The sequence below is a fragment of the Pelorhabdus rhamnosifermentans genome, assembly GCF_018835585.1.
GTDB classification, from domain to species: domain Bacteria; phylum Bacillota; class Negativicutes; order UMGS1260; family UMGS1260; genus Pelorhabdus; species Pelorhabdus rhamnosifermentans.
Map to the genome: position 1 here is coordinate 66,502 of NZ_JAHGVE010000019.1, position 25,308 is coordinate 91,809.

Consider the following 25,308-nt stretch of genomic DNA (forward strand, 5'->3'; position numbering starts at 1 on the left):
AAATGCTTGAAGCGGCTTGTTTATCTGTAAGCTTTGGCAAAAAGTTACTATTTAAGGACTTATCTCTAAAAATATCTGATGGAAGCATTTTGTCGATTATCGGTCCTAACGGGTCGGGCAAAAGCACACTTCTTAAGGTGTTATCGCGTAATATTCAGCCTGAACTTGGGGCTATTTTGCTTGATGGTAAGAAGCTTCAGTCTTATGGGATCGCACAGCTTGCCAAGTACATGGCCGTTTTGCCGCAATCACCGGCAGCTCCAGGCGATTTAACTGTTTATGACTTAGTTTCCTATGGTCGTTTTCCCCATCAAAGTTGGTGGAAAAATACGCATGATGAAGATAACCATTCTGTGGAGTGGGCGATAAACAAAACGAAATTGCGTCATTTGAGTGAACGATTGGTGAGTACCTTGTCTGGCGGTGAGCGGCAGCGGGTTTGGCTGGCAATGGCTCTGGCGCAAAAGCCCCGTGTCTTATTGCTTGATGAACCTACGACGTATCTGGATATTTCTCATCAGCTCGAAGTACTTGAGCTGATTGCGGAGCTAAATAAATCGGAAGGCATTACGGTGATTATGGTACTTCATGATATGAATCATGCTGCTCGCTATTCTGATAACATTGCGGTGCTCAATAAAGGCGGTTTATATGCTATGGGCGCGCCGCAAGAAGTGATGAATGAGACGATGCTGCGCGAAGTGTTTGGTGTTACAGCCGATATTTATCGCGATCAGGAGCAGCGGCCAGTATGTATCGCCCGTTGTTTGGCGACGCGGGAGGGACAAGAATGATTAAAATTGAAAATATAGTAAAAACGTATGGGACTCGTACAGCGATTAATCAAGTGAATCTATCGATTAAAGCCGGTGAAATGTTTGGGCTTCTGGGGCCAAATGGTGCAGGAAAAACGACGATGATTCGTGTTTTGACAATGCTCACATCCTTTGATTCGGGTACCATTACAGTTCATGGCCTTTCCTTGCCAACAGAGGGACAGAGTATTAAGGAATTGCTGGGAGTTGTGCCTCAGCATTTGAATTTAGATGCTGACTTGACAGCTTGGGAAAACTTGGAGCTTCATGGTCGTTTGCATCACATGCCTGCGCGGGAACGTCATGAGCGCATGGAAAAATTATTAGATTATGTGGAACTTAAGGATCGCAAGGATGATATGGTTCAAACTTTTTCAGGCGGCATGAAAAGGCGTTTGATGATTGCCAGGGCCTTACTGCATCGGCCTAAAATCCTGTTTTTAGATGAGCCGACAGTAGGTCTTGACCCACAGGTGCGACGCCGATTATGGGGTCTTATTTTGCGCTTAAACTATCAGGGACTGACCGTACTTCTTACGACGCATTATATTGAGGAGGCCGAGGCGCTATGTCAGCGTGTGGCCATTATGGAACAAGGGAAGCTTATTACGACGGCTGCACCTGCTGATTTGTGTCAAAAGGTAGGTCAATTTGCTGTAGAATGGACGGCATCGGATGGCATGAAGGTCCAGTTCTTTGATGATCGGTCGAGTGCTGCCGCCTATATTACGCAGCTCAATACGAATGCGACGTTGCGCAAGACGAATTTGGAGGATGTTTTCGTAGAACTGACAGGAAGGAAAGTGAGTGGCTCATGATGCGCGATATCATTACGGTATTTTGGCGTGACTGGTTGGTCTTGAATCGACGCCTTGGGCGCTTCATTCTTTCCAGAATGGTGTCACCCATCTTATATCTGGTCGCTTTTGGCTGGGGACTTGGCAGTCAAATTCAAGTGAGTCAGGGCAGTTATTTAGATTATATCGTGCCAGGCATTGTGGCGCTCAATTCCATGATGATAAGCTTTAATGCTGTTGGGACACCCGTTAATATGGCTCGGCTGTATCATAAGACACTGGAGGAATATCAAATTGCGCCCATCAGTGCGGCCTCTTTTGTATTCGGGAAAGTGTTGTCTGGCATACTAAGGGGGCTTATTTCTTCGCTTGTTATTATTCTACTGGCCTATGTGTTTGGCGCTACACTGACTGTGAGCCTTGGATTTTGGCTGGTACTGATTTTAAATTGTGCTTTATTCGCTGCCTTGGGCTTTGTTGCAGCCATGTTCATGAATTCTCACGAGGAAATGGCTAATTTTAATACATATGTGTTAACACCTATGTCTTTTTTGTGTGCTACGTTTTTTTCGGCGGATCGGCTGCCTCCTGTTATGCATGAGTTGGTGGGGTTATTACCTCTGACTCATGCCAGCCAGGCGCTCCGATTGGCTGGGGCGGGACATGCCCTGCCTTGGTTCTCTGTGGCTGTGTTGGTTTTCTATGTTTCTCTATTTCTCATCGTTAGTATTTGGCAAATGCGGCAGATTCGCAATTAATGTGCTGCTCTTTTTCGATAACCTGAGAATTTTTATTTGCAGGAGGTTTATATGTCTGACGAATTTAAGGATAAGGTTGTCTTGATTACGGGGGGGACATCAGGCATTGGTTTGGCAGCAGCAGAAATTTTTCTGAAAAGGGGTGCCTGTGTTGCGCTTGTAGGCCGCCGTTCGGATAAGGGGATGCAGGCTTTAGCTGACTTAGCGGAATATGGTAACAGGGTCTGGTATGTTGAAGGCAATGTGGCGAAATGCAAAGATTGCCAGTCCGTTATTCAGCAAGCGGTTGAGCATTTTGGGCGACTCGATGTGGTCGTGAATTCAGCCGGAAATTACTTGGAAAAGGCGATTGCCGATGTGACGGAAGAGGACTATGAACGGGTGATGGATACTAATATCAAGGGAACTTATTTTATTGCGAAATTTGCTGTGCCGGAACTGCGTAAAGCGGGAGCAGGAGCTATTATCAATGTATCTTCGGATGCCGGCACAAATGGGAATTTGCTTTGTTCCACTTACTGTGCTTCGAAGGGAGCTGTCAATACCTTTACGAAAGCTTTGGCTCTTGAGTTAGCGCCTTACTCAATTCGTGTCAATGCTGTCTGCCCGGGCGATATTCATACTCCGTTACTTGATGAGCAGCTAAAAGACTCAAGTAATGTTGAAAAAGATTTAAAAGAAATGGCAAGTATTTATCCATTAGGCCGTATTGGAAGGCCAGAGGAAGTGGCGAATGTTATCGCCTTTTTGGCATCAGACAAGGCCTCATTTATTACAGGGGCTTTGTGGGCTATTGATGGCGGTCTGACTGCTTGTTGAAAGGAAAAAGGTTCTTCTGCCTGAAGGCGAATGATTATCATAGCGGATAAAACAGGAGTGACTGATTCATGAGACAATCATGAGTAAGTCACTCCTGTTTTAAGCATTTTCTTTGTTAGTGAAACGCTCTGTTTTTCGAAATTGATAGAGTTCGAGAAGATTCGGTACGACATCTGATTTAAACTTGTAATCGGGTACAAGTTCTTGACATTTTGCTAAAGCCGCTTGAAAATCATAGTAAACTTCCCATTTGGCTTTGACCAACTGTTTGCCTGTTAGGCGTAACAAGTAGGCCGGATGGTACGTGGCAATAGCCGGGATATTATACTTTGTATTGAACCACTTGCCACGATCTTTTGTAATGCGTGCTCCCGGATTGTCTAAATATTTTAAGGCCACACTGCCGAGGGCGATGATAACTTTCGGCGCCACGAGAGCGAGCTCTGCATCGAGCCAGTTATTGGCACAAAAATTGGCTTCCTCAATGGTTGGCGTGCGATTCCCTTTTGGGCGGCATTTGATAATATTTGTTGTAAATACGTGATCACGCGTAATGTTTACGCTCATGAGTGCCTTATCGAGCAATTGTCCGGAAGGTCCAATAAGAGGAACACCGTATTCATCCTCAACGCCGCCAGGTCCTTCGCCGACGATGGTTAGAGGACTATCGGGACTGCCGTTATAAGAAGTGGGTCCATGATTACTATTATTATGTAAAGCACACTGAGTACACTGAAATAAATTGGATTCAAGATCATCCATGTCATGAAACATCTGTGTCACCTCATTGATGTATTTATTTTTTATTGTCGCATGATAGGAAAAATTTGTACAGCCTTCGAGTAAAATTTTATTGATAAAACTTTAGAGTTGAATAGGCCATCTAGCAAATAGGCTAGATGGTTTTTTCATGAACTTTATCCGTCATAGAAGATTGGCCTCTTTCATATATGTTAGTACTTTGAGTTTGCAAAGAGGGGTGCTCTATGAAATTATCGGTACTATTGGGGCTGATCTTAACGATCCTATTGCTTGGAACGCCGCAGCAAGTTCAAGCGGAGTCAGGTGCGCGAATCATTGTCAATTTACCATCTCGAACGGTAGATTATTATGAACAAGATCAATGGGTGCAGTCGTTCCCTGTAGCCATTGGCAGAGCCGCTACACCGACGCCGCTTGGCGACTACACTGTTCAGGAAAAAGAGGAGAATCCCATTTGGTATCCGCCGAATGAGTCTTATTCTGTTCCATCAGGACCAGAGAATCCGCTTGGTTATCGTTGGCTGGGCTTCTCAGGAAATTATGGCATTCATGGTACAAACGAACCTGATTCGATTGGCGAAGCGGTCTCAAATGGCTGTGTGCGTATGCAAGAGGCAGATGTGGAAAGACTATTTGGAGAGGTTGCTGAGGGTACTCCCGTTCAGGTAACATATGAAAGAATACGACTGCTTGTTGATAAAGAGGGTGTTGCTACACTTGGGATTTATCCTGACGTCTATGGCAAGCAGGACATTACGCTGAATGATGTGAGGAGCAAGTTGATTGAAAGGCATCTTTCGGCGTTTTTATCCGATGAGGATCTTACTCAGCTCTTGGGCAAGGCGCAGGGAAAGCAGGTTCCTTTTGCGAAGGTCCATCGTCTGGAAGTGAATCAGCGAATACTGCCTGATTATGCGGTTACTTTAGCGAATCAGTTACTTGTGCCTATAAAAGCATTTCAAGATTATGTGCCAATTGAATGTGAGGCGCTGCCTGCTGTCGCAATCGGTTCAGACTGGTACATTTCTTATGATTGTATTCCACAACTTCTTGGAGGAAAAAGCTTTCTTGATAGTGCCAAGAACTGTGTTCACATTGTATTGCCTGCTATCTATTTTAATGGCGTCTTGCTTAGTCAAAGGGTTACTGTCAATCACGGCGAGGCCGTCATAGCGCTTACGGAAATTGGACGCGCCTTGGGCCTTTCTGTTACGTATCATAACTGGGCGCAGATTGCAAAGGTCGGCTGGTATGGAGTACCTTATGTTCTCATTGATGGTGAACCGTACCTTAAAATCAGTCAGCTTAGGACTTCGCTTAATATTGGCAGTCAATTTGACGAGGCGAAACAGGTCTATAATCTTACTTATCCCGCAGTTCCTATCGATTATTCTTGCGATATTGGTGTTTTAGCAGATTTTACGGATAAATAAGCAGGATTTTTTTAGATGAATATGGAAAGTATATAATTCGAGATAATTGAGATTTTACGTTTTTCGTAGAGGTGAGAATGTGGATTTTGGTTTAGGGAAGATATTACCGGTACGCATTGAAGAAGAAATGAAAAGTTCCTATATTGATTATGCCATGAGTGTTATTGTCATGCGGGCCCTGCCTGATGTGCGGGACGGACTCAAACCGGTTCACAGGCGGATACTTTTTGCCATGCATGAAGCAGGCATGACTCCGAACAAAGCTTATAAAAAATCAGCCCGTATTGTTGGTGAAGTTTTGGGTAAATACCATCCCCATGGTGACACTTCTGTTTATGATGCCACAGTACGATTGGCGCAAGACTTTTCGACACGCTACTTGCTTGTTGACGGCCATGGTAACTTTGGTTCCGTTGACGGTGACTCTGCTGCAGCAATGCGGTATACAGAAGTTCGTATGTCTAGAATTGCCGAAAAAATGCTAGAAGATATTGAGAAAAATACGGTCGACTTTGCGCCGAATTATGATGAATCTTTGAAGGAACCAACTGTTTTGCCATCGAAAATCCCTAATTTATTAGTGAATGGTTCATCAGGGATTGCCGTGGGTATGGCGACGAATATTCCACCTCATAATTTAGGTGAAGTTATTGACGGACTTGTATTAATGATCGATAATCCAGCAGTGGATATTGAAGAATTGATGCGGGCCATTCCTGGACCTGATTTTCCTACGGCAGGACTGATCTTAGGTCGTGAAGGGATTCGCTCGGCTTATACTACAGGTCGTGGTAGCGTCAAGATGCGCGCCAAGGCGCGGGTGGAGAAGATGGCCAATGGCAAGCAACGTATTTTGGTTACGGAGCTGCCTTATCAGGTTAACAAAGCCCGGCTAATTGAAAACATCGCGAACCTTGTTCGTGATAAATCGATTGAAGGCATTACAGACTTGCGTGATGAAAGTGATCGCAGCGGTATGCGCGTTGTCATTGAGTTACGGCGCGATGTGAATTCCGATGTGATTTTAAACCAGCTTTACAAGCATACGCAAATGCAAGAGACGTTTGGTGTGAATATGCTGGCCCTTGTCAATGGACATCCACGCGTACTTAATTTACGGCAAGTGCTTGAGTATTATTTAGAACATCAAAAAGAGGTTATTACACGCAGGACACAGTTTGATTTGGCGAAAGCCAAGGCACGGGCTCACATCTTAGAAGGACTCAAGATTGCCTTGGACCATCTAGATGCGGTGATTAAGACTATTCGTGAGTCTCAGACGGTGGATATTGCTCGTAGCGCTTTGATGAATGGGTTCTCACTGAGCGAGAAACAAGCTCAGGCTATTCTGGAAATGCGCCTGCAGCGTTTAACGGGCTTGGAACGTGAAAAGATTGATCAAGAGTATCAGGATATTTTAGCAACGATTGCTTATTTGGAAAGTGTTCTTGCTGATGATGCCAAGCTATTTCAGATTATTCGGGAAGAATTGCTGAGTGTAAAACAACGTTTTGGTGATGAGCGGCGTACGGTTATTACAAGTGATGTGTCCAAAATGGATCTGGCCGATCTTATTGCAGAAGAAGATATTGTTATCACGCTGACGCATTATGGATACATTAAGCGTTTGCCTGTTGATACCTATCGCAATCAGAAACGTGGCGGTCGTGGTGTTACAGGTATGAATACGAAAGAAGAAGATTTCGTAGAGCATATTTTTGTATCCACAACGCATCATAATTTGCTGTTCTTTTCTTCGCGGGGACGGGTGTATCGGTTAAAGGGATATGAAATACCAGAAGCATCCAGACAGGCGAAGGGGACAGCGATTGTCAACCTGTTGCCAACAGAGCCGAAAGAAAAAATTACGGCTGTTATCCCTGTTCGGGAATTTTCAGCTAATAAATTTTTGTTTATGGCAACAAAAAAGGGCATCGTGAAGAAAACGGAGCTTACTGATTTCGATACGGCGCGTAAAGGCGGTCTCATTGCCATTAATCTTGATGAAGATGACGACCTGATCGAGGTTAAGCTGACAAATGGCGAGCAGAATATTATTATGGGTACCAAACATGGACAGGCTATTCATTTTTCTGAAAAAGATGTTCGCATGATGGGCCGGGCGGCACGCGGTGTGAAAGGTGTAGCGCTCACGCATCAGGATGAAGTTATTGGTATGGATTCGGCTCATAAAAATGGTGAGGTTCTTACCGTGACTGCTGAAGGTTATGGCAAACGGACGCCTATTGAAGACTACCGTTTGCAGACGCGGGGCGGTAAAGGAATTATCAATATAAAAGCGACAGATAAAACGGGTGAAGTCGTTGGCATTAAAGTGGTTCGTCCTGGACAGGAATTAATGCTCATTACGATTGACGGTGTTGTTATCCGAACGGATATTGATGAGATTTCTTTAATTAGTCGGAACACGCAGGGTGTTAAGCTTATGAAAACAGCCGAACATGATAAGGTTGTTGCGTTAGCTGCTGTAGAAAAGAAAGTAGATAGTGAGTAATTCGTACATTTAAATATTATAAAAGCAGGTTTTTGTTGAGCTTTCAACAAAAACCTGCTTTTTTTCTTGGCAATTCCTTATTTTTCACTCTTAGCAGTTATCTTGGTTAAATCCTGTTTTAATAAAGTTAATAAGACGGCTGTAACGACAGTACCGATAGCAATAGCTACGATATAAAGACCGACATTGCCGACGGCATTGGGGATGGGGAGAACAAAGATACCGCCATGAGGAGCACGTAAAGTACAGCCGAATATCATAGAGAGCGCCCCGGTTACAGCTGAACCAGCCATCAGCGAGGGAATGACGCGGAAAGGATCGGACGCAGCAAAGGGAATGGCTCCTTCTGTAATAAAAGAGATGCCGAGGACAGCAGCGGCTTTTCCTGCGTCTCTTTCATCAGGTGTAAATTTATTTTTTGCTAAAAAGGTTGCTAGGGCAATTCCAAGGGGGGGAGTCATTCCTGCTGCCATAACAGCAGCCATAGGTTCAAAAATGTTGCTTGCCAATAGCCCGACACTAAAGGTATATGCAGCTTTATTTACGGGACCGCCCATATCAAATGCCATCATTCCGCCGAGCAGTAAACCGAGTGCTACGGCATTCGTGGAAGACATGCCTTTTAAGGCTTCTGTCATGATATCCATAATCGCTTTCACGGGAGTTCCTACGATATAAATCATGAGTAGTCCTACTGCTGCGCTGGAAAAGAGTGGAATAATGAGAACGGGTTTTAAGCCTTCCAGTGTTTTTGGTAATTTGATATTATCTTTTAGCCATTTGGCAATATAACCGGCTAGAAATCCGGAAATAATACCACCTAAGAAGCTAGCGCCAATTTTAGTGGCGAGCATACCGCCAATTAAGCCAGGTGTCAGGCCGGGGCGATCGGCAATTGAAAAGGCGATAAATCCGGATAGAATGGGAACCATGAGGGCAAAGGCTGTACCACCGCCAATATCCATAAGAGCAGCAGCCAAGGTGCCTTGCTCTTTAAATGCTTCAATGCCAAATACGAAAGAGAGGGCAACAAGTAAACCACCTGCGACCACAAGGGGAAGCATATAAGATACACCTGTCATGAGATGTTTGTAAGGGCCTGTGCGTTCGGCGGATTTTTCCTGTTTCCTTTCACTTATCTGTGACAGGTAATCAGCAGGTTCTTTCATGGCAAGTGCCTTTTGAATGACTTCCTGGCCGTCTTTAATGGCTGCACCCACTGAGGTTTTCAAGCATTTTTTACCGGCAAAAGGCGTATCGTCAATACTTGTATCCGCTGCGATGATGACGGCATCTGCTTGCGCAATATCTTCGGCTGTGAGGGCATTTTCCACTCCCACAGAGCCTCTTGTTTCAACCTTCATGGCATGACCGAGTTCCTTTGCAGCTTTGGCTAGCGCTTCCGCTGCCATGTAGGTATGGGCAATTCCTGTTGGGCAAGAGGTGATTGCTACGAGTTTACTCATTTTGTTATTCCTCCTTTTATTTTGAGATATAAGGGGTCTTTTTTTTATGAAGAATTTTATTCCCTCGCTTGCAGGGCTGCTTGTATTTCTTCAGCACCATTGGCATTGCGCAGAGCTGCCAGGAAATCTTCATGCATGAGCATGCGGGCTAATCGTGACAGGGCCTGAAGATGAACATCTTCGCCATTTAACGGGGCGGCAATCAAAAAGAATAAATCGGCCTTTGTGCCATCTAAGGACTGAACGTCAAGTGCTTGGGTTACACGTGCAAAAGCCAATGCTGGTTTTAATACAGCGGCAGATTTGGCATGCGGAATGGCTACGCCAAATCCAACACCCGTTGTGCCGAGGGTTTCTCGTTTTGCCACATCACTCAAATAACCGGCTCGATCAAGAACGGCACCTGTTTTCTCAAAAGCTTGGGCTAAAACATCCCACACTTCTTCTTTTGTAGAAACGGTAATATCAAGCAAAATTCTGTCGGCTGTCAATAATTCCGTAATTTTCATGCTCTTTCCTCCCAGTTTTCAATCTGCACTAAGGGCAGAAGTTTTTCGATTTCTTGAAGCGATCCTGGTTGTGTTCCGGGCTTGGCAACGGTGGCAGCAGCTGCTGCCGTTGCCAGACGGGCTTTATCAGCTAAAGATAATTCTCTTGTATCTGCTACTGCTAACCCCGCGACCATGGCATCACCAGCTCCTACGGTTGAACCAATCTTGATCGCGGGGGCTTTGACCCTTAATCTTTCATCTCCTGCGGCAATTAACGCTCCTTGCTCCCCCAGGGATACGACAACAAGTTGAATACCTGATAAAAGCAATTGATTAATGGCTTGACTGAGTTCACGAGAATTCGTGAGGGAGCGGCCCATTATTTCGCTTAGTTCTGTAATATTTGGTTTTACGGCGTAAGGTGCAGCTTCTAAGGCGGTAGTCAGGGCCGGTCCGCTTGTGTCCAAAAAGACTTTACAGTGTTGCTCTTTTAGCAGAGTAATGAGCTGATAATAGCTGTCAGGGGGGGCATCAGGGGGGAGGCTTCCTGATAATATAAAAGAATCAGCTGTTTGAGCGAGTTTGCTAATTGTTTGTTTTAAGCGCAGCCAGTCATCAGCGGAAAAGGTTAGTCCAGGAAAATTTACTTCCGTAACAAGACCAGTTGTTTGATCAACTAATTTTGTATTTACCCGTGTACAGCCGGGGATTAAAACGAAATGGTTTTCAATATCCATTTTAGTAAAGGAGGAATTGAATTTGTCGGCATTGTCTTGACCTAAGAAGCCGGTTACGATGGCGGCTTCGCCGAGCGTCTTGATGACATGAGCTACATTGATGCCTTTACCAGCAGGATCTAGCCGTTCTTGAATGACGCGATTAACTTTGCCTAGGTCAAAGCTTGAAAACTGAAGGGTGCGATCAAGAGCGGGATTGAGGGTTACTGTAATAATTTTATTTTTCCTTGTTTGAACCATGGTTTGCTCCTTTCTGTAGAGGGATGGTTTCGGCTTGTTTTATTTTTACAATTGTTTTATATTGTTTGACGGTTTTTGTTTCTAAACCACAATCTGTTAATAACAGACTGATTTCTGAAAGGTCGCAAATGTGACAGAGACTTTTTTGTCCAAATTTCGTATGGTCAACAACTAAGATAACTTCTTGGCCTGAAAGCAGCATGTGGCGCTTTGTTTCGGCTTCCATCATATTGGGTGTTGTTACTCCTTGTTCAAGATCGATATTGTTTGCTGCCAAAAAAACTTTGTCAAAATGCAAATTTTTCAATGTTTGATTTGTCAGGTAACCAACAAGGGAACGCGTGGGTTTTCGAAGTGAGCCACCAAGCAGTATAACTTCGGTAATAGTATCATCAACAAATATCTGAGCAATATCCATACTATTTGTTGCGATAGTTACTTTTTTTCCTCTTAGCTGTCGGGCAATTTCCAATGTTGTTGTACCCGAGTCAAGCAGGATTGTTTCCCCTTGTTCAATGAGTGAGACCGCGGCTGTGGCGATTTGTTGTTTTTCAGCTAAGCAACACGTCGCTTTTTCCTGAAAACTTGGCTCATATTCACTATGGCCTAAAATAGCCCCACCGTGGGTTCGGTGCAGGCATCCGGCATCCTCCAGTTCTTGGAGATCACGTCGAATCGTTGATTCAGAAACGCCAAAGCGTTCCGTCAGTATGCCTACTTTTACAGGTTGGCCTGCTTTTATTAATTCTAAAATGCTTGCTTGGCGTTCTTCTGCAAACATGGGAACCCTCCTGCTGATTGTTTTTGAACGGATAAATGATCGAATGTGATTGAATATGATAGTTTATGATTATTATAATAGTATTCCAAATAAACTGTCAACATTTTTATTTAATAAAAAAACCGGAAGCGTCTAGTGGACACTTGCCTATTTTGGTGATTAGTATATTTTTGTCATAATTGTTTCGTCAAATCTTAAACTTTTAAACCGAACTTTAGACATTATATAATAAACATAAAGGGGTGATAGGCATTACACTTAATGAATTGTGCACGCAATTATTTATCTTCATTGCTAGTACGAACGAATTTATCAAAATTACGGCTTTAGCAGAACAATTTCGGACTACATCGCGGGTTATTCGCTACAATTTAGATAAGATCGATGAATTTTTGAGCTTTAATCATTTTCCAAAGCTTATTCGTAAACAGCATGTCGGTGTTCACTATGATGGAACGAAGGAAATCATTGATAGGGCTATGAAAAAACTTCAGCAACCCGAAATCTATCATTATCGCCTAGGTCCGGAAGAACGGGTAGATGTTTTGTTAGCTGTGTTACTTCAGCAGCAAGACTATATCACTATTGATTTTCTTGCGGATAAGTTGTTTGTGAGTCGCGGAACTGTTATTAAAGATTTAGGCCGCGTTCGCGCTTTCCTTATAGAAAATAAATTGTTTTTGCAATCTTCTACAAATCATGGCATTAAAGTAGTGGGTGAAGAGAAATATTTGCGCAGAGTTTCTATTGCCTTATTCATGAAAACCCTCGCGGTGAATGGCTCACTGCAAAACAATTCGTCAGATTCGTCGCAAGTGCACGCTGTTGTAAAATCAGAAATTATTCGTTTATTTCAAGATATTGACATACCCTTTATTGAGAAGTGTATTATCGACGGTGAAAAACAGTTAGAAACGACTTTTTCCGATGAAGCGTTCCAGGGTCTTGTGATTCATATTGCCATTGCGATTAAGCGCATCAGACTGGGCCGGGATATTATTATGTCGAATAAAGATTTAACGAGTTATGAGATTACCAAGGAATTTGCAACGGCTTCTTTTATTGCACGGCAGTTAGAAGAGCATTTTCATATTGAAGTGCCCTATGGGGAAATCGGTTATATTACCGTTCATCTGTTAGGAAGTAATGTCTATGCAGTTCATCATGAAAATAGTGAAAATTGGGCCATCCTTCAAGTACTGACGGGCAAGATATTGCGTGCTGTCAGTGAAAGGTTGCATGAGGATTGCTTGATACAGGATAAATCTTTATTTAATGGATTAATCGATCATTTAAGGCCGGCAATTTATCGGCTTAAAAATGATTTAAAAGTAAAAAATCCGATATTAAATGAGATAATGAATAATTATCATGCCTTATTTGAGATTGTGAAAGATAGCATGGTACCTGTCGAAAGTTATGTGGGGAAAGGTTTTAATGACGAGGAAATTGGCTATTTTACTCTGCATTTTGGTGCGGCGTTGCTTAGATTGAACGAGCAAAGTATGAGCGAGAAAAAAGTCCTCGTTGTTTGTAGTACTGGGCTTGGCACGGCACAATTACTTGCTTCTAGACTGCAACAAAAATTTAATGTCGAAATTGTCGATATTATTGCCTATCATCAAGTGCAGTCTGTTTTGCAGAATCATGACGTAGATTTGATTGTGACGACATTGTCCATGCCGTTTGAGTCCTTGCCTTTTGTTCAGGTGAGTCCGCTTCTTGGCGAAGCGGATATGGAAAAGTTGAAAAAGTACTTAACGCAGTACAACTTTCAACCCAAAGATATTTTTTCACAAGTTGTGCACCTTATTGAGCAAAATTGCCAAATAAATCATTATGATGAACTTGTCCAAGGTTTGACTAAAATTTTTAGAATGGAAAAGTTCAATATACAGAAGGAGGTTGTTCCGCCCTTGCTTAAGGATTTATTAATTGAAAGCACGATTCGTTTAAATGTCGAGGTAAAAGATTGGGAAGAGGCTATTCGTATAGGGGGAGAACTGCTTGAAGGTGGCGGATTTGTTGAGCATCGTTATATTGACGCCATGATCCGTACAGTAAAAGAAATGGGGCCCTATATTGTTATTGTGAAGGGGATCGCCATGCCTCATGCGCGACCTGAAGATGGGGCTAAAAAGATTGGTATGGCCCTTTTGACGTTAAAAAAACCGGTGGAATTTGGTAACAAAGAAAATGATCCAGTGAATGTCGTGATATTTTTATGTGCTATTGATAATGTGACTCACTTAAAGGCCCTTGCTGAACTGATGCAGTTATTGGATGATGAGGCGTTTAAGCAGCTTGCAGATCGAGCTGTAAATAAACAGGAAATTCTAAGGTATATCCAAAAAATGTAATGGGGGTAGTTATGTTGCATATTGTTACAGTATGTGGAAATGGGATTGGCAGTAGTATCATGCTTAAAATGAAAATCGAGGAACTTTGTGAAGAAAATGGCATTCGGGCCAATGTTGAGTCGACAGATTTTAACTCAGCCCAAGGAATGAAGTGTGATCTGATTGTTACGGTAAAAGAACTGGCTGCTCAATTTGAAGGGCGCAATGTTGCTGTTGTGAGAAGTTATATTAATAAGAAAAAAATTGCCGAGGATGTACTGGAGCTTATTCAGCAAAAGTATCAAGAAGAAAGCAAATAATAAAAGGGGGTATGAAGCTATGTCCATCTTTACCGTTATTCTGGAATTTTTAAGAGATGTATTAAAGCAACCTGCACTACTTATGGGAATTATGGCTTTTGTCGGTTTAATCGCTCTTAAAAGACCAGCTTATAAGGTTATGACCGGTACATTAAAACCAATCCTGGGTTATTTGATGTTAGGTGCGGGTGCCGATTTTATCGTTGCTAATCTTGATCCCTTGGGAAAGATGATTCAAAAGGGGTTTCATATTACCGGTGTCGTTCCTAATAATGAAGCCATTGTATCGGTAGCACAAAAGGTACTCGGTGTTGAGACGATGTCGATTTTGTTGGCCGGACTGGTGATTAATCTCCTGATTGCCCGCTTTACGAAGTATAAATATGTTTTTTTAACGGGCCATCACAGCTTTTTTATGGCTTGTTTACTTTCGGCTGTATTAGGTGCTTCAGGCATGAAAGGTGTAGAAATGATTTTGATTGGCGGCTTTATACTCGGGGCTTGGAGTGCGATTTCACCTGCTATTGGACAGAAATATACCTTGAAAGTTACGGATGGCGATGATATTGCTCTCGGACATTTTGGTAGTTTGGGTTATTATTTAGCCGCGTGGGTCGGGCATTTTGCTGGGAAACCGGAAGAAAGCACGGAAAAAATCGAAATTCCTGAGAAATGGGGTTTCTTACGTGATACCACGATTTCTACGGCTTTAACAATGATGATCTTTTATTTAATTGCGGCGTTTGCTGCGGGGCCTGCTTTTGTCGCTACCCTTTCAGGGGAAATGTCGCCTTTCTTGTTTGCCGTTATGGCGGCTCTTAAATTTGCCGTAGGTGTTACGGTTGTCTATGCTGGCGTTCGCATGATTTTAGGGGATTTGATTCCGGCATTTCAAGGCATTGCAACGAAAATCATACCAAATGCAGTTCCGGCTGTGGATTGCGCCGTCTTCTTTACCTATGCGCCGACAGCTGTTGTTGTTGGATTTATTAGCTCCTTTATTGGCGGCGTTATTGGTATGTTGATTTTAGGGGCCACAGGAGGTATCTTGATTATTCCTGGTCTTGTTCCTCACTTTTTCTGTGGTGCTACAGCCGGTATCTTTGGTAATGCTACAGGGGGAAAACGCGGTGCAGCTTTAGGGGCTTTTGTGAATGGTCTGGCCATTACTTTTCTGCCAGCCTGGTTATTGCCTGTACTGGGGCAATTGGGATTCCAAAATACTACCTTTGGTGATGCAGATTTTGGGGTACTGGGTATTTTACTCGGTCAAATTTCGAATGCCATTGGTATAGCAGGGATTTATGCTATTGTGGCTATTTTACTTGTCATATTGTTTGTTCCAAACTTTATTAAAACGAAATCAAATGCCTTAAATCATATTCAAGGTTAAGGTGCTTTACCAGAACAAGCAAAAAATGCAGCATAAATATTTTAGGGGGACGGACCAATGATGGGAATGAAAAATCTCAAAATTAAAATTTTTGCTGATGGAGCAAATCTTGAAGCCATGCTGGAAATTTATAGGAAAGATTATATTAAGGGTTTTACAACGAATCCTTCTTTAATGAAAAAAGCAGGCGTCAATAATTATGAAGTTTTTGCTAAAAGGGTCTTAGAATATATACGGGATGTTCCTGTATCCTTTGAGGTTTTTGCTGACGAGTTTGATTTGATGGAACGAGAAGCAAAAAAAATTGGCAGTTGGGGGAAAAATGTATATATTAAAATTCCTATTACCAACTCGCGCGGCGAATCGGCTATTCCTCTGATTAAAAAGTTATCGGCCCAAGGGTTTCAGTTAAATGTTACGGCCATTTTAACGGTGAAGCAGGTACAGGAAACCGTGGCGGCCTTTGCATTACATAGCCGCAATATTGTTTCTGTATTTGCAGGACGTATTGCTGATACAGGACGAGATCCCATTCCCTGTATGAAACAGGCTGCTGTTCTTTGTCATGCTAAGGCGGGGGTGGAATTGCTGTGGGCTAGCAGCCGGGAATTGTTAAACATTTTTCAGGCTGAAGAGTGTGGCTGCGATATTATTACGGTTGTCAATGATATTTTAAAGAAGTTACCTAAAGTGGGATTAGATTTGGAAGAACTCTCGCTTAATACGGTACAAATGTTTCACGAAGATGCTAAAATGCTTAAATATTCTATTCTGTAATGAGAATGTTTGTTCGTTTTTGATAGGGTAGTAGGTATTAGTGTGTCTGACAAAAAGATTAGGGGGCTGTGTTTTTTACACAGCCCCCTAATCTTTTTGTTGCTACGATTTATTCATAGATTTTCTTTACTTCAATTTTGTAAAATTTGAGTTTGCGATAGAGTGTACTTCGATCCATGTCTAACTGCTGAGCGGCATGTGTGATATTAGAATGGCACTCTATCAGTGCAGCCCTGATTCTCTGTTCTTCTGACAGGTCCGGGCTAGCGACGGCGACTGGCGGTTGTTCAGAGAGGTCTTCTTTGTCATCCCAGTATTTTTCGATTGTTTCAGCAGAAATCACCTTTTCTTGGGCGATGACAACGAGTCGTTCGATAAAAAACATGAGTTCTCTGACATTTCCTGGCCAAGAATATTGACTTAAGTATTTATAGGCCATTAAGGAAATTTCTCGCTCTTTATGATGTTTTTGTGTGTAATGGCTTAAAAAATGATGAGCAAGAAAGTCAATATCACCTGTTCTATTACGCAAGGGCGATATTTTTATTGTTAATACTTTTAGTCTGTAGAATAAATCTTGACGAAATTGTTCTTGCTTTACTAATTTTATTAAATTTTTATTGGTAGCTGCAATGATTCGTACGTCAATGGGGATATATTTATCATCGCCGAGACGCATGACTTGTTTTTCTTGTAGTACGCGGAGTAGACGGTTTTGACCATACTTGTCCATTTCTGAAATTTCATCAAGAAAAATTGTGCCTCTGTGAGCCATCTCAAATAGGCCGGGTTTGCCCTTTTTTCTCGCTCCTGTAAAGGCACCATCGACATAGCCAAATAATTCGCTTTCAAGCAAATTGGCTGGCAGTGCGGCGCAATTTACCGCTACAAAAGGGCCGCTTTTTCTAAGGCTGGCATTATGAATGCTTTGAGCAAATAGTTCCTTGCCTGTTCCGGATTCACCTGATATTAATACATTCGCATCTACTGCCGCGATTTCTTGAGCGGCGCGTTTTGTTTCAATAATTTGGTCCGAAATGCCGAGGATGTCTGAGAAATGATACTTTGCCATAAACTTTCTTGCTAATACTTCATTACGAATTTTTATTTCCATTTCTTGAATGCGTGTAATGTCTTGAAACGTAATTATAGCACCAATAATGGTTTCGTCCACAATAATGGGGGCAATATTTAGAGTGAGCCAGTGCCTGCCGTGCTGTATGACTTGACCAATCAATTCCTGTCCGTCTAATAAGCAATTATCGATGTTCACACCAGGCAAGATAGAATTTATTTTTTGTCCAAGATTTTTGGGGGCGGAACAATTTAACAAGCGTTCGGCAGCAGGATTTAATATTCTGATTATTTTTTGGCGATTGACACTAATAATGCCTTCTAAAGAATAGTCAATGAGGGCTTTGATTTCCTGGGTTTGCTGTTTTTCAATCTTCCGGGCTAAAGCAATTTTTCTGGCTTCTATAAAAGCGCTCCGTATGGAGAAGTCGCCAGAGTGGATCAAAAGCGTTTTAAAGCCTTTGGCTTTAGCTAAAGTAGCTGTTTTGATGCCTCCTACTACGACATCCGTGTCTGAGGGGGTTATGGTGGCTAGCTTCATTGGAATATCTTCTGTTTTTTCAAGGGAATGAATGGTTAATTCGATTCCCAAAATGTTCGATAGTATTTCAATATCGTAAATCATGTTACTAAAAGCCTGCATAGTCACTTTTGGATGAGGCAGTTTAGTAATTTTTTTTGCTTCATAAAAGACTTGCGCCAAGTCTTGTCCGGTAATCGTGATTTCAACAACAGGGATATTTACGTGTGATTCAATAATTAATTGAGCCGTTCCCCCTCTGGAAACAATAACATCAACATCGGTATTTTGCAGACTTCGGGCGAGGCGAATGGCTCGTTTGAGTCTGGCTAAATAAAAATCTACTTTATTTTCTAAACCGAGTTCATGGACAATTTTTTTCCCTTTTAGAAATAAATCTTTATCAGGTGAGATAAAAGCAATTTTAGACAAATTTGTTCACCTCGAACTTATTTTACTGACGAGATTGATTTACTTGTTTTTCATTATAGCAAAAATATGTAGATATATGTAGAAATTGCACTTTTCAACATTTCATATAAACCTCATTTGTAACAAAAAATCCAACAAATGTAGTATTTGTGATAAAAGATTTAAGAGAGTAATAACAAAAAAAGTAGCAAATTCAGTATTTTCTTAATTGGCACGTAAATTGCATTTAATAATAGGCGGAATAGTAAAAATAATTTTTAGGAAAGAAAAGCGAGGGGAAAAAATGTTTAAAAAATATCGACGAGTCATTCTTGTAATGTTATTTTTTGCTGCTTTTATCAATTATATTGATCGGGCTGCTTTATCTATTGCAGCACCCTATATCTCGAATGAGTTTCATTTAACTCCAGCCGATATGGGGTTCATCTTCAGTAGCTTCTTTGTTGGCTATGCTTTATTTAACTTTGTTGGTGGTTATCTGGCAGATATCTTTGGTCCTCGTAAGACATTTGGTATTGCCATGTCTTTTTGGTCTTTTTTTGGTGGTCTTACTGCTTTTTCGTTTAATTTTTCTTCGTTATATATTGTTCGTGTTTTATTTGGTTTAGGTGAAGGACCCATTGGGTCGGCAAATAATAAAACAATTAACAATTGGTTTCCTGCTTCAGAACGTGCGCGTGCTGTTGGAATTTCTACGGGTGGCATGTCATTAGGTGCTGCTTTGACAGGCCCTATTGTCGGTTTTATGGCTCTCCATTGGGGATGGAAGACTCCTTTTGTTGTCATTATGCTATTAGGGTTTGTTTGGACATTTTTTTGGCTAAAGTATGTATCTGATCGTCCACGTGATAATTCACATGTGTCTACTGCGGAACTACAGGAAATTGAGCAGGGCCAAGTGATAACATCGGAAGTTTCAACAAAAGCCTCATTAGGTTATTTCCTAAAACAGCCGACCATTTTAGCTACGGCGGCAGCTTTTTTCGCCAGCAATTATATTCTTTATTTTTTCCTGACTTGGTTTCCTAGTTATTTAGTTATGGCTCATGGACTGAGTATTAAAGATATGGCGCTTGTTTCTGCTATTCCTTGGCTTATTGGATTTATTGGGCAAGTGGGCGGTGGTTTTATATCGGATTTAGTTTACAAAAAGACAGGCAATCTCATGTTTTCCAGAAAAGTTGTTATTGTCGTATGCTTGCTTGGTTCAGCGCTCGGTGTAAGTCTGGGCGGTTTGGCTACTTCCACTGTCAGCGCCGTCCTGCTCATGTCGCTTACAATATTCTGTCAATACCTCACTACCTCGAACTATTGGGCTATTATTCAGGATACGGTACGTGGTGAAAATGTTGGCGGTGTGGGTGGCTTTGTTCATTTTCTGTCAAATTTGGCGGGCATTGTGGGTCCGGCGCTTACAGGTATACTTGTTCAATCAAGTGGCAGTTTTACCAGTGCCTTTTTGCTTGCAGGCGCATTAGCTGTTGTTGCAGCTCTGGCTGTGGCTTTTGCAGTCAAGCCGATTACTGATTAGATTTTATATATCTGGTAAACTTGATCAAAGTGCAACAGTTAGCTGAATTACACTATAATTGTTGCACTTTGTTGTTGTAATGTTTGTTTGTGGGTGTGTTAAACGTCTCGTATATTCAAGGTTTTACAATTGGCATAATTTTTGCAATAGTTTTGTATCGATAGTTGCGGATTTGCAACCTCTAATTTCATGAAGTTTTGTCAGACGAAAGTAAAAAAATGGAGGAAATAATTTTATGGAGATAAATCAACAAAATTCACGAAAAACCAATGTACGTTATTTTATATTAGCCATGATATTTATTGTGACTACTTTTAATTATGTTGACCGTGCCACATTATCTATAGCTGCGCCAATTATGAAAAATGAACTAGGTTTTGATGCGATAACGATGGGGCTAGCTTTTTCTGCTTTTGGCTGGGCATATACGGGTATGCAAATTCCAGGCGGTTGGATTTTAGATCGATATGGTGCGCGTGTCGTGTATGGGGTAGGGCTTTTGTTTTGGTCTATTTTTACCTTCTTTCAAGGATTTATCGGATATTTTTCATCTGCATTTATCATTTTATTTGCTTTGAGATTTTTAATGGGAGTAGCAGAATCGCCAGCCTTTCCAGCCAATAGCAGACTTACAGTCATGTGGTTTCCAACTCGTGAACGTGGTATGGCAACGGCTGTTTTTCAAACGGCACAATATTTTGCATTGGCAGTTTTTACACCCCTCATGACTTGGGTGATCCATACTTGGAGCTGGCATTATATTTTCTTTGGTGCTGGTGCAGTCGGCGTTATTTTAGCTTTGATCTGGCTGAAATTTATTCAAGATCCCAAGCATCATAAGGGAGTCAATCAGGCTGAACTTGATTATATTCAGGCTGGAGGCGGGTTGTCTAATATCGGTGATACGAAAACTAAAGTAAAATGGTGTCATATACGGACACTTATTACGAATCGCATGATACTTGGTGTATATATTGGACAATTTTGTCTGACTACAATTACTTGGTTTTTCTTGACCTGGTTTCCAACTTATCTTGTTGTAGCAAAAGGTATGACAATTTTGAAGGCGGGATTTGTTGCCTCGGTTCCTGCAATTGCTGGTTGTGCTGGAGGTATGCTAGGAGGAGTTTGGTCAGATTGGCTGATACGTCGGGGGAATAGTCTAACTGTTGCTCGTAAAACGCCAATTATTACGGGATTGTTATTTACGAGCAGCATTGTTATGGCAAATTATGTTTCTTCTGAAATATTTGTCATTGCGGTTATGTCGTTAGCATTTTTTTCAAAAGGGATAGGCAATTTAGGCTGGTGTGTTATTGGTGATACGTCGCCTAAAGAGATTATGGGAATAAGCGGTGGAATTTTTAATTTATGCGGGAATGTGGCGAGTATTATAACGCCACTTGCTATTGGTTATATTCTGGCGCGAACGGGATCGTTTGATGGGGCATTACTTTATGTAGGTATCATCGGATTTTTAGGAGCTATGTCTTATTTATTTATTGTCGGTGACATTAAAAGGGTGGAATTGACGGTCGAAACAGATAAATTGGATAGTTGAATAAACTGCTTGATAAGGTGTTACACAATAAATAGGTTAAGAGGGATAGAAAAATGGAAATAAAAAAAGGTGGAGTTGTATCAAAATTATTAGAAGATGTATATATTCCTAAGATGTTTCGGGCAAAACAGACATTTCTGCGACCGGTTATTACACCGCAAGAAATACCTGAAGTTGTTTTTAGAGAGTTATCTAAAGAAAAAATTTCTAATCAAATTAAGAGCGGCATGCATATCGCAATTACTGCAGGAAGCAGGGGCGTTGCAAATGTAGATATTATTACCAGGTCAATTGTAGATTTTGTCAAATCAAAGAATGCAAAGCCTTTTATTGTTCCAGCTATGGGCAGTCATGGTGGAGCAACGGCAGAAGGACAGACTGAAGTTTTAGCTGGATATAATATTACGGAAGAAACCATGGGATGCCCAATTAGGTCTTGCATGGATACCGTCATGTTAGGATATTCGGAATGCGGGAAGCCTGTTTATTTAGATAAACTAGCTTATGAATCAGATGGGATTATTGTATCTTGTCGTATAAAACCGCATAACGCATTTAGAGGTAAATATGAGAGCGGATCTTGTAAAATGATGGTCGTTGGATTGGGCAAACAAAGAGGCGCGGAAAGTGTGCACAGCGATGGTATGGGAAAAATTGCGGAGAATTTACCTGCGAATGCAAAAGTAATTCTTGAAAAAGCGCCTATTATATTATCCATTCCATGTCTGGAAAATGCCTATGATGAAACCTGTCGAATTGAAGCTATTCATAAAGATGACATTATGACTCGGGAACCGGAATTATTGAAACAAGCGTTCAAAAATATGCCCCAATTAATTGTTAGAGAAGGGGACGTACTCGTTGTAGATGAAATCGGCAAAAACTATAGTGGAAGTGGCGTAGACCCTAACATTACAGGTACATTTTCTACAGATTATGCCAAGGGTGGTGTAAGGGTTCAAAGAACATGTATGTTAGATGTTTCAGACTGTTCACATGGAAATGGTTTAGGGACTGGTTTATGTAATGCCATTACCAAACGATTATTTGATAAGTTGGATCCAGAGCAAATGTATCCCAATTGTATAACTAGTACGGTATTAAAGACAGCAGGAATACCAATTGTTGTAGCAACAGATAAAGAAGCAATTCAAATTTGTATACGAACATTAAATAATGTAGACAAAGAAAGGGCCAAAATTATTCGCATTTCTAACAGTCTCCACATTGGACAGATTATGTTATCTGAAGCTTATTATGAAGCGGTTATTCAAGGAAAGTACGAAGGCCTAGAAGCACAGGACGAACCACAATACATGGAATTTGATGTGGAAGGCAACTTGGTGACCCCGCTAATTAGAAAGTAGGGGATGTTATCGCTCTATCTAAAGCAATGGAGATAATGCAACAGTTGCTGAAAAAATACTACAAATGTTGCATGCTGCTGTTGTAGCACTGATTCTGCTTACTCTAAACCTCCCGTATATTCAAGGCTTAACGTTGGCATGAATTTTGCATTATTATATATTAATTGTGAAATCTGATTAATAAATCGATATGAAATTTCAGATCCAGGAAAGACGGAAAGGATGAAAAAATGGATACCATGGTCAGTCAAAAAGAAGAGCCTCTTTATATTAAAATACATTCAGCAGATAATGTTGCTATTGTTGTGAATGAGGGTGGACTGCCTCAAGGGACAGTATTTTCTTCTGGTCTTGAACTTAAGGAACATGTTCCCCAGGGACATAAGGTGGCGTTAACAGATTTAAAACAAGAGGAAGCCATTGTTCGTTACGGTGAAGTTATTGGGTATGCTGTTTGCCCCATTCAAAAGGGAAGTTGGATTGACGAGTCTCTAGTTAAGTTACCGATACCGCCCAATTTGGATGAATTAACGATTGCGAACAAAGTACCTGAAGTGCAAGCGCCACTTGAAGGTTATACTTTTGAAGGTTATCGTAATGAAAACGGTACCGCCGGAACTAAAAATATTCTTGGTATTATGACGAGCGTTCAATGTGTAGTGGGTGTACTTGATTACGCGGTAAAACGTATTGAAGAAGAAATTTTACCCAAATATCCAAATGTTGATGATGTGGTCGCATTGAAACATAATTATGGCTGCGGCGTGGCCATCAATGCGCCTGAGGCAGTCGTTCCCATTCGTACCATCCAGAATCTTGCCACTCATCCGAATTTCGGTGGCGAATTGCTTATTGTAGGTTTGGGTTGTGAGAAATTGCAGCCTGATAGAGTACTGCCTGGTGGCGATAAAAACAATATCATTGTACTTCAGGAGCAGCATGGATTTGAGCAAATGGTGAAAGCCATTATGGAAGCTGCAGAGGAACGTTTAATTCGGTTAAATCATCGTCAACGTGTGACTTGTCCGGCTTCTGATTTGGTTATTGGGTTGCAATGTGGCGGAAGTGACGCTTTTTCCGGTGTTACAGCCAATCCGGCTGTCGGTTATGCTGCGGATTTATTGGTCCGTGCCGGAGCTACTGTGATGTTTTCCGAAGTAACTGAAGTGCGTGATGCCATTCATCTATTGACGCCACGGGCAGTGAATGAAACAGTGGGGGGGGCTCTGATTCATGAAATGAAATGGTATGATCATTATTTGGATTTGGGTGATGCTGATCGTAGTGCCAATCCGGCACCTGGTAATAAAAAGGGTGGCTTAGCCAATGTAGTGGAAAAGTCACTCGGTTCGATTGCTAAATCAGGTTCCAGTGCGATTGTCGGAGTATTATCACCTGGTGAGAAGGTTATGAAAAAAGGTCTGATTTATGCAGCAACGCCAGCAAGTGATTTTGTTTGTGGAACGTCACAACTGGCATCAGGTATCCATTTACAAGTGTTTACAACAGGTCGTGGGACGCCATATGGACTTGCCATGGTGCCTGTGATGAAAGTGTCAACACGCAATTTTTTGAAGGAACAATGGCCGGACTTGATTGATGTCAATGCCGGAAGAATTGCGACAGGAGAGGCTACGATTGAAGAAGTTGGCTGGGAAATTTTCCGTATGATCTTAGATGTAGCGAGCGGTCAAAAAGAAACCTGGGCTGAGCATTGGAAATTGCATAATGATTTATGCCTGTTTAATCCGGCACCTGTAACCTGATGAGTCATGAAGTTTGGGATGAATATTAAATGATAATAGGGAGGAATTTAAGTGTTTGAAATCAAAGGAGTCGTGCCACCGCTGATTACGCCGATGGACGAAAATGAAAAGCTAGATACAAAAGCACTGCGCAATCTGATTGATTATGTTATTGAAGGCGGGGTTCACGGCGTTTTTGTACTGGGCAGTACAGGCGAATTCTATGGTCTTGATGTTGAAGAAAAAGTGAAGGCTGTAGAAGTGACGATGGAACAGGTCAATGGTCGGGTGCCTGTTTATGTGGGAGCCAGTGCCATTACAACCAAAGAATGTGTGAAGCTGGCCAAACTGGCTAAACAAAACAATGCGGCAGCCATTACGGTATTAACACCGATGTTTATTACACCGAATGAAAATGAACTTTATAAGCACTTCGTAACGATAGCTGAAGCCGTTGATATTCCTAATATCCTCTATAATAATCCCGACCGTACGGGCGTAAATATGTCGGCAGGGTTGGTTGAAAAATTAGCCGATGTGCCGAATATTGTGGGAGCGAAAGATACTAGCGGGGATATGACATTGACGTCCGAGTATATTCGCCGGACGCGCGATAAAGGGTTTAGTATTATGGC

At 41.7% G+C, this 25,308-nt stretch carries 21 protein-coding genes; 15 read left to right on the forward strand and 6 right to left on the reverse strand.

Going from position 1 to position 25,308, the window contains the following annotated elements; translation table 11 throughout:
* Positions 1–2 precede the first annotated feature (2 nt).
* From Ga0466249_RS18845 to Ga0466249_RS18860, 4 genes are read left to right on the forward strand one after another with little or no spacing between them, the layout of a single operon-like run.
* Complete coding sequence (locus Ga0466249_RS18845) at positions 3–794, forward strand: ABC transporter ATP-binding protein (protein ID WP_215831030.1); 792 nt, start codon at positions 3–5, stop codon at positions 792–794.
* Positions 791–1,633 (forward strand): ABC transporter ATP-binding protein, encoded by an 843-nt coding sequence (locus Ga0466249_RS18850; protein WP_215831031.1) that lies wholly within the window; start codon positions 791–793, stop codon positions 1,631–1,633. The genes Ga0466249_RS18845 and Ga0466249_RS18850 overlap by 4 nt, the downstream gene beginning before the upstream one ends.
* On the forward strand, positions 1,630–2,370 hold the full coding sequence (locus Ga0466249_RS18855) for an ABC transporter permease (protein ID WP_215831032.1): 741 nt from the start codon (positions 1,630–1,632) through the stop codon (positions 2,368–2,370). Before Ga0466249_RS18850 ends, Ga0466249_RS18855 begins: the two co-directional genes overlap by 4 nt.
* Positions 2,371–2,421: 51 nt before the next feature.
* Complete coding sequence (locus tag Ga0466249_RS18860) at positions 2,422–3,189, forward strand: SDR family NAD(P)-dependent oxidoreductase (protein WP_215831033.1); 768 nt, start codon at positions 2,422–2,424, stop codon at positions 3,187–3,189.
* 99 nt (positions 3,190–3,288) lie between these two features.
* Here the strand turns inward: Ga0466249_RS18860 and Ga0466249_RS18865 are convergent, their stop codons facing one another.
* On the reverse strand, positions 3,289–3,963 hold the full coding sequence (locus Ga0466249_RS18865; RefSeq protein WP_215831034.1) for a uracil-DNA glycosylase: 675 nt from the start codon (positions 3,961–3,963) through the stop codon (positions 3,289–3,291).
* Between the two features lie 212 nt (positions 3,964–4,175).
* On the opposite strand from Ga0466249_RS18865, the gene Ga0466249_RS18870 reads away from it, so the two are divergent.
* Entirely contained in the window at positions 4,176–5,384 is a 1,209-nt protein-coding gene (locus Ga0466249_RS18870) for a L,D-transpeptidase (RefSeq protein WP_215831035.1), read from the forward strand.
* A gap of 79 nt (positions 5,385–5,463) precedes the next feature.
* Positions 5,464–7,899: a DNA gyrase subunit A gene (gene gyrA, locus Ga0466249_RS18875; RefSeq protein ID WP_215831036.1), complete on the forward strand. Its 2,436-nt coding sequence runs from the start codon at positions 5,464–5,466 to the stop codon at positions 7,897–7,899.
* Between the two features lie 77 nt (positions 7,900–7,976).
* Here gyrA and Ga0466249_RS18880 read toward each other — a convergent pair whose 3' ends face one another.
* From Ga0466249_RS18880 to Ga0466249_RS18895, 4 genes are read right to left on the reverse strand one after another with little or no spacing between them, the layout of a single operon-like run.
* Positions 7,977–9,365, reverse strand: coding sequence for a fructose-specific PTS transporter subunit EIIC (locus Ga0466249_RS18880; protein WP_215831037.1), 1,389 nt, complete (start codon positions 9,363–9,365; stop codon positions 7,977–7,979).
* Positions 9,366–9,421: 56 nt separating this feature from the next.
* The gene (locus Ga0466249_RS18885; RefSeq protein ID WP_215831038.1) at positions 9,422–9,874 is read right to left on the reverse strand and encodes a PTS sugar transporter subunit IIA; all 453 of its coding nucleotides are present in this window, start codon (positions 9,872–9,874) and stop codon (positions 9,422–9,424) included.
* The gene (pfkB, locus tag Ga0466249_RS18890; RefSeq protein ID WP_215831039.1) at positions 9,871–10,833 is read right to left on the reverse strand and encodes a 1-phosphofructokinase; all 963 of its coding nucleotides are present in this window, start codon (positions 10,831–10,833) and stop codon (positions 9,871–9,873) included. The genes Ga0466249_RS18885 and pfkB overlap by 4 nt, the downstream gene beginning before the upstream one ends.
* Positions 10,811–11,614 (reverse strand): DeoR/GlpR family DNA-binding transcription regulator, encoded by an 804-nt coding sequence (locus tag Ga0466249_RS18895; RefSeq protein WP_215831040.1) that lies wholly within the window; start codon positions 11,612–11,614, stop codon positions 10,811–10,813. The genes pfkB and Ga0466249_RS18895 overlap by 23 nt, the downstream gene beginning before the upstream one ends.
* A gap of 242 nt (positions 11,615–11,856) precedes the next feature.
* Here Ga0466249_RS18895 and Ga0466249_RS18900 point away from each other — a divergent pair, with 242 nt between their 5' ends.
* The 4 genes from Ga0466249_RS18900 to Ga0466249_RS18915 are packed head-to-tail and all read left to right on the forward strand — an operon-like array spanning position 11,857 to position 16,443.
* The gene (locus Ga0466249_RS18900) at positions 11,857–13,974 is read left to right on the forward strand and encodes a BglG family transcription antiterminator (protein ID WP_312889803.1); all 2,118 of its coding nucleotides are present in this window, start codon (positions 11,857–11,859) and stop codon (positions 13,972–13,974) included.
* A gap of 11 nt (positions 13,975–13,985) precedes the next feature.
* Positions 13,986–14,273, forward strand: a complete 288-nt coding sequence (locus tag Ga0466249_RS18905) for a PTS sugar transporter subunit IIB (RefSeq protein ID WP_215831041.1) — start codon at positions 13,986–13,988, stop codon at positions 14,271–14,273.
* Between the two features lie 19 nt (positions 14,274–14,292).
* Positions 14,293–15,666, forward strand: coding sequence for a PTS ascorbate transporter subunit IIC (gene ulaA / locus Ga0466249_RS18910; RefSeq protein ID WP_215831042.1), 1,374 nt, complete (start codon positions 14,293–14,295; stop codon positions 15,664–15,666).
* A 57-nt stretch (positions 15,667–15,723) separates the two neighbouring features.
* Positions 15,724–16,443 carry a transaldolase gene (locus tag Ga0466249_RS18915; protein WP_246588872.1) on the forward strand — a complete coding sequence of 240 codons (720 nt, stop codon included), beginning with the start codon at positions 15,724–15,726 and terminating at the stop codon, positions 16,441–16,443.
* 109 nt (positions 16,444–16,552) lie between these two features.
* Here Ga0466249_RS18915 and Ga0466249_RS18920 read toward each other — a convergent pair whose 3' ends face one another.
* A complete protein-coding gene (locus Ga0466249_RS18920; protein WP_215831043.1) occupies positions 16,553–18,469 on the reverse strand; it encodes a sigma-54-dependent Fis family transcriptional regulator in 1,917 nt (638 codons plus the stop codon).
* Positions 18,470–18,752: 283 nt separating this feature from the next.
* Here Ga0466249_RS18920 and Ga0466249_RS18925 point away from each other — a divergent pair, with 283 nt between their 5' ends.
* The 5 genes from Ga0466249_RS18925 to Ga0466249_RS18945 all read left to right on the forward strand — a co-directional run.
* The gene (locus tag Ga0466249_RS18925; RefSeq protein ID WP_215831044.1) at positions 18,753–20,000 is read left to right on the forward strand and encodes an MFS transporter; all 1,248 of its coding nucleotides are present in this window, start codon (positions 18,753–18,755) and stop codon (positions 19,998–20,000) included.
* A 235-nt stretch (positions 20,001–20,235) separates the two neighbouring features.
* Positions 20,236–21,561, forward strand: a complete 1,326-nt coding sequence (locus Ga0466249_RS18930) for an MFS transporter (protein WP_215831045.1) — start codon at positions 20,236–20,238, stop codon at positions 21,559–21,561.
* A gap of 53 nt (positions 21,562–21,614) precedes the next feature.
* Entirely contained in the window at positions 21,615–22,928 is a 1,314-nt protein-coding gene (locus tag Ga0466249_RS18935; protein ID WP_215831046.1) for a nickel pincer cofactor-dependent isomerase, group 22, read from the forward strand.
* A gap of 230 nt (positions 22,929–23,158) precedes the next feature.
* A complete protein-coding gene (gene garD, locus Ga0466249_RS18940; protein ID WP_215831047.1) occupies positions 23,159–24,694 on the forward strand; it encodes a galactarate dehydratase in 1,536 nt (511 codons plus the stop codon).
* Between the two features lie 51 nt (positions 24,695–24,745).
* Positions 24,746–25,308, forward strand: a 563-nt coding sequence (locus Ga0466249_RS18945) for a dihydrodipicolinate synthase family protein (protein ID WP_215831048.1), incomplete at its 3' end; no start/stop codon positions are given.

What these genes read in the sequence shown, in the direction of transcription:
- Ga0466249_RS18845 (WP_215831030.1), top strand. Translation starts at nt 3, where the DNA reads ATGCTTGAAGCGGCTTGTTTATCTGTAAGCTTTGGCAAAAAGTTACTA.
- Ga0466249_RS18850 (WP_215831031.1), top strand. Translation starts at nt 791, where the DNA reads ATGATTAAAATTGAAAATATAGTAAAAACGTATGGGACTCGTACAGCG.
- Ga0466249_RS18855 (WP_215831032.1), top strand. Translation starts at nt 1,630, where the DNA reads ATGATGCGCGATATCATTACGGTATTTTGGCGTGACTGGTTGGTCTTG.
- Ga0466249_RS18860 (WP_215831033.1), top strand. Translation starts at nt 2,422, where the DNA reads ATGTCTGACGAATTTAAGGATAAGGTTGTCTTGATTACGGGGGGGACA.
- Ga0466249_RS18865 (WP_215831034.1), bottom strand. Translation starts at nt 3,963, where the DNA reads ATGTTTCATGACATGGATGATCTTGAATCCAATTTATTTCAGTGTACT.
- Ga0466249_RS18870 (WP_215831035.1), top strand. Translation starts at nt 4,176, where the DNA reads ATGAAATTATCGGTACTATTGGGGCTGATCTTAACGATCCTATTGCTT.
- Ga0466249_RS18880 (WP_215831037.1), bottom strand. Translation starts at nt 9,365, where the DNA reads ATGAGTAAACTCGTAGCAATCACCTCTTGCCCAACAGGAATTGCCCAT.
- Ga0466249_RS18885 (WP_215831038.1), bottom strand. Translation starts at nt 9,874, where the DNA reads ATGAAAATTACGGAATTATTGACAGCCGACAGAATTTTGCTTGATATT.
- pfkB (WP_215831039.1), bottom strand. Translation starts at nt 10,833, where the DNA reads ATGGTTCAAACAAGGAAAAATAAAATTATTACAGTAACCCTCAATCCC.
- Ga0466249_RS18895 (WP_215831040.1), bottom strand. Translation starts at nt 11,614, where the DNA reads ATGTTTGCAGAAGAACGCCAAGCAAGCATTTTAGAATTAATAAAAGCA.
- Ga0466249_RS18905 (WP_215831041.1), top strand. Translation starts at nt 13,986, where the DNA reads ATGTTGCATATTGTTACAGTATGTGGAAATGGGATTGGCAGTAGTATC.
- ulaA (WP_215831042.1), top strand. Translation starts at nt 14,293, where the DNA reads ATGTCCATCTTTACCGTTATTCTGGAATTTTTAAGAGATGTATTAAAG.
- Ga0466249_RS18915 (WP_246588872.1), top strand. Translation starts at nt 15,724, where the DNA reads ATGATGGGAATGAAAAATCTCAAAATTAAAATTTTTGCTGATGGAGCA.
- Ga0466249_RS18925 (WP_215831044.1), top strand. Translation starts at nt 18,753, where the DNA reads ATGTTTAAAAAATATCGACGAGTCATTCTTGTAATGTTATTTTTTGCT.
- Ga0466249_RS18930 (WP_215831045.1), top strand. Translation starts at nt 20,236, where the DNA reads ATGGAGATAAATCAACAAAATTCACGAAAAACCAATGTACGTTATTTT.
- Ga0466249_RS18935 (WP_215831046.1), top strand. Translation starts at nt 21,615, where the DNA reads ATGGAAATAAAAAAAGGTGGAGTTGTATCAAAATTATTAGAAGATGTA.
- garD (WP_215831047.1), top strand. Translation starts at nt 23,159, where the DNA reads ATGGATACCATGGTCAGTCAAAAAGAAGAGCCTCTTTATATTAAAATA.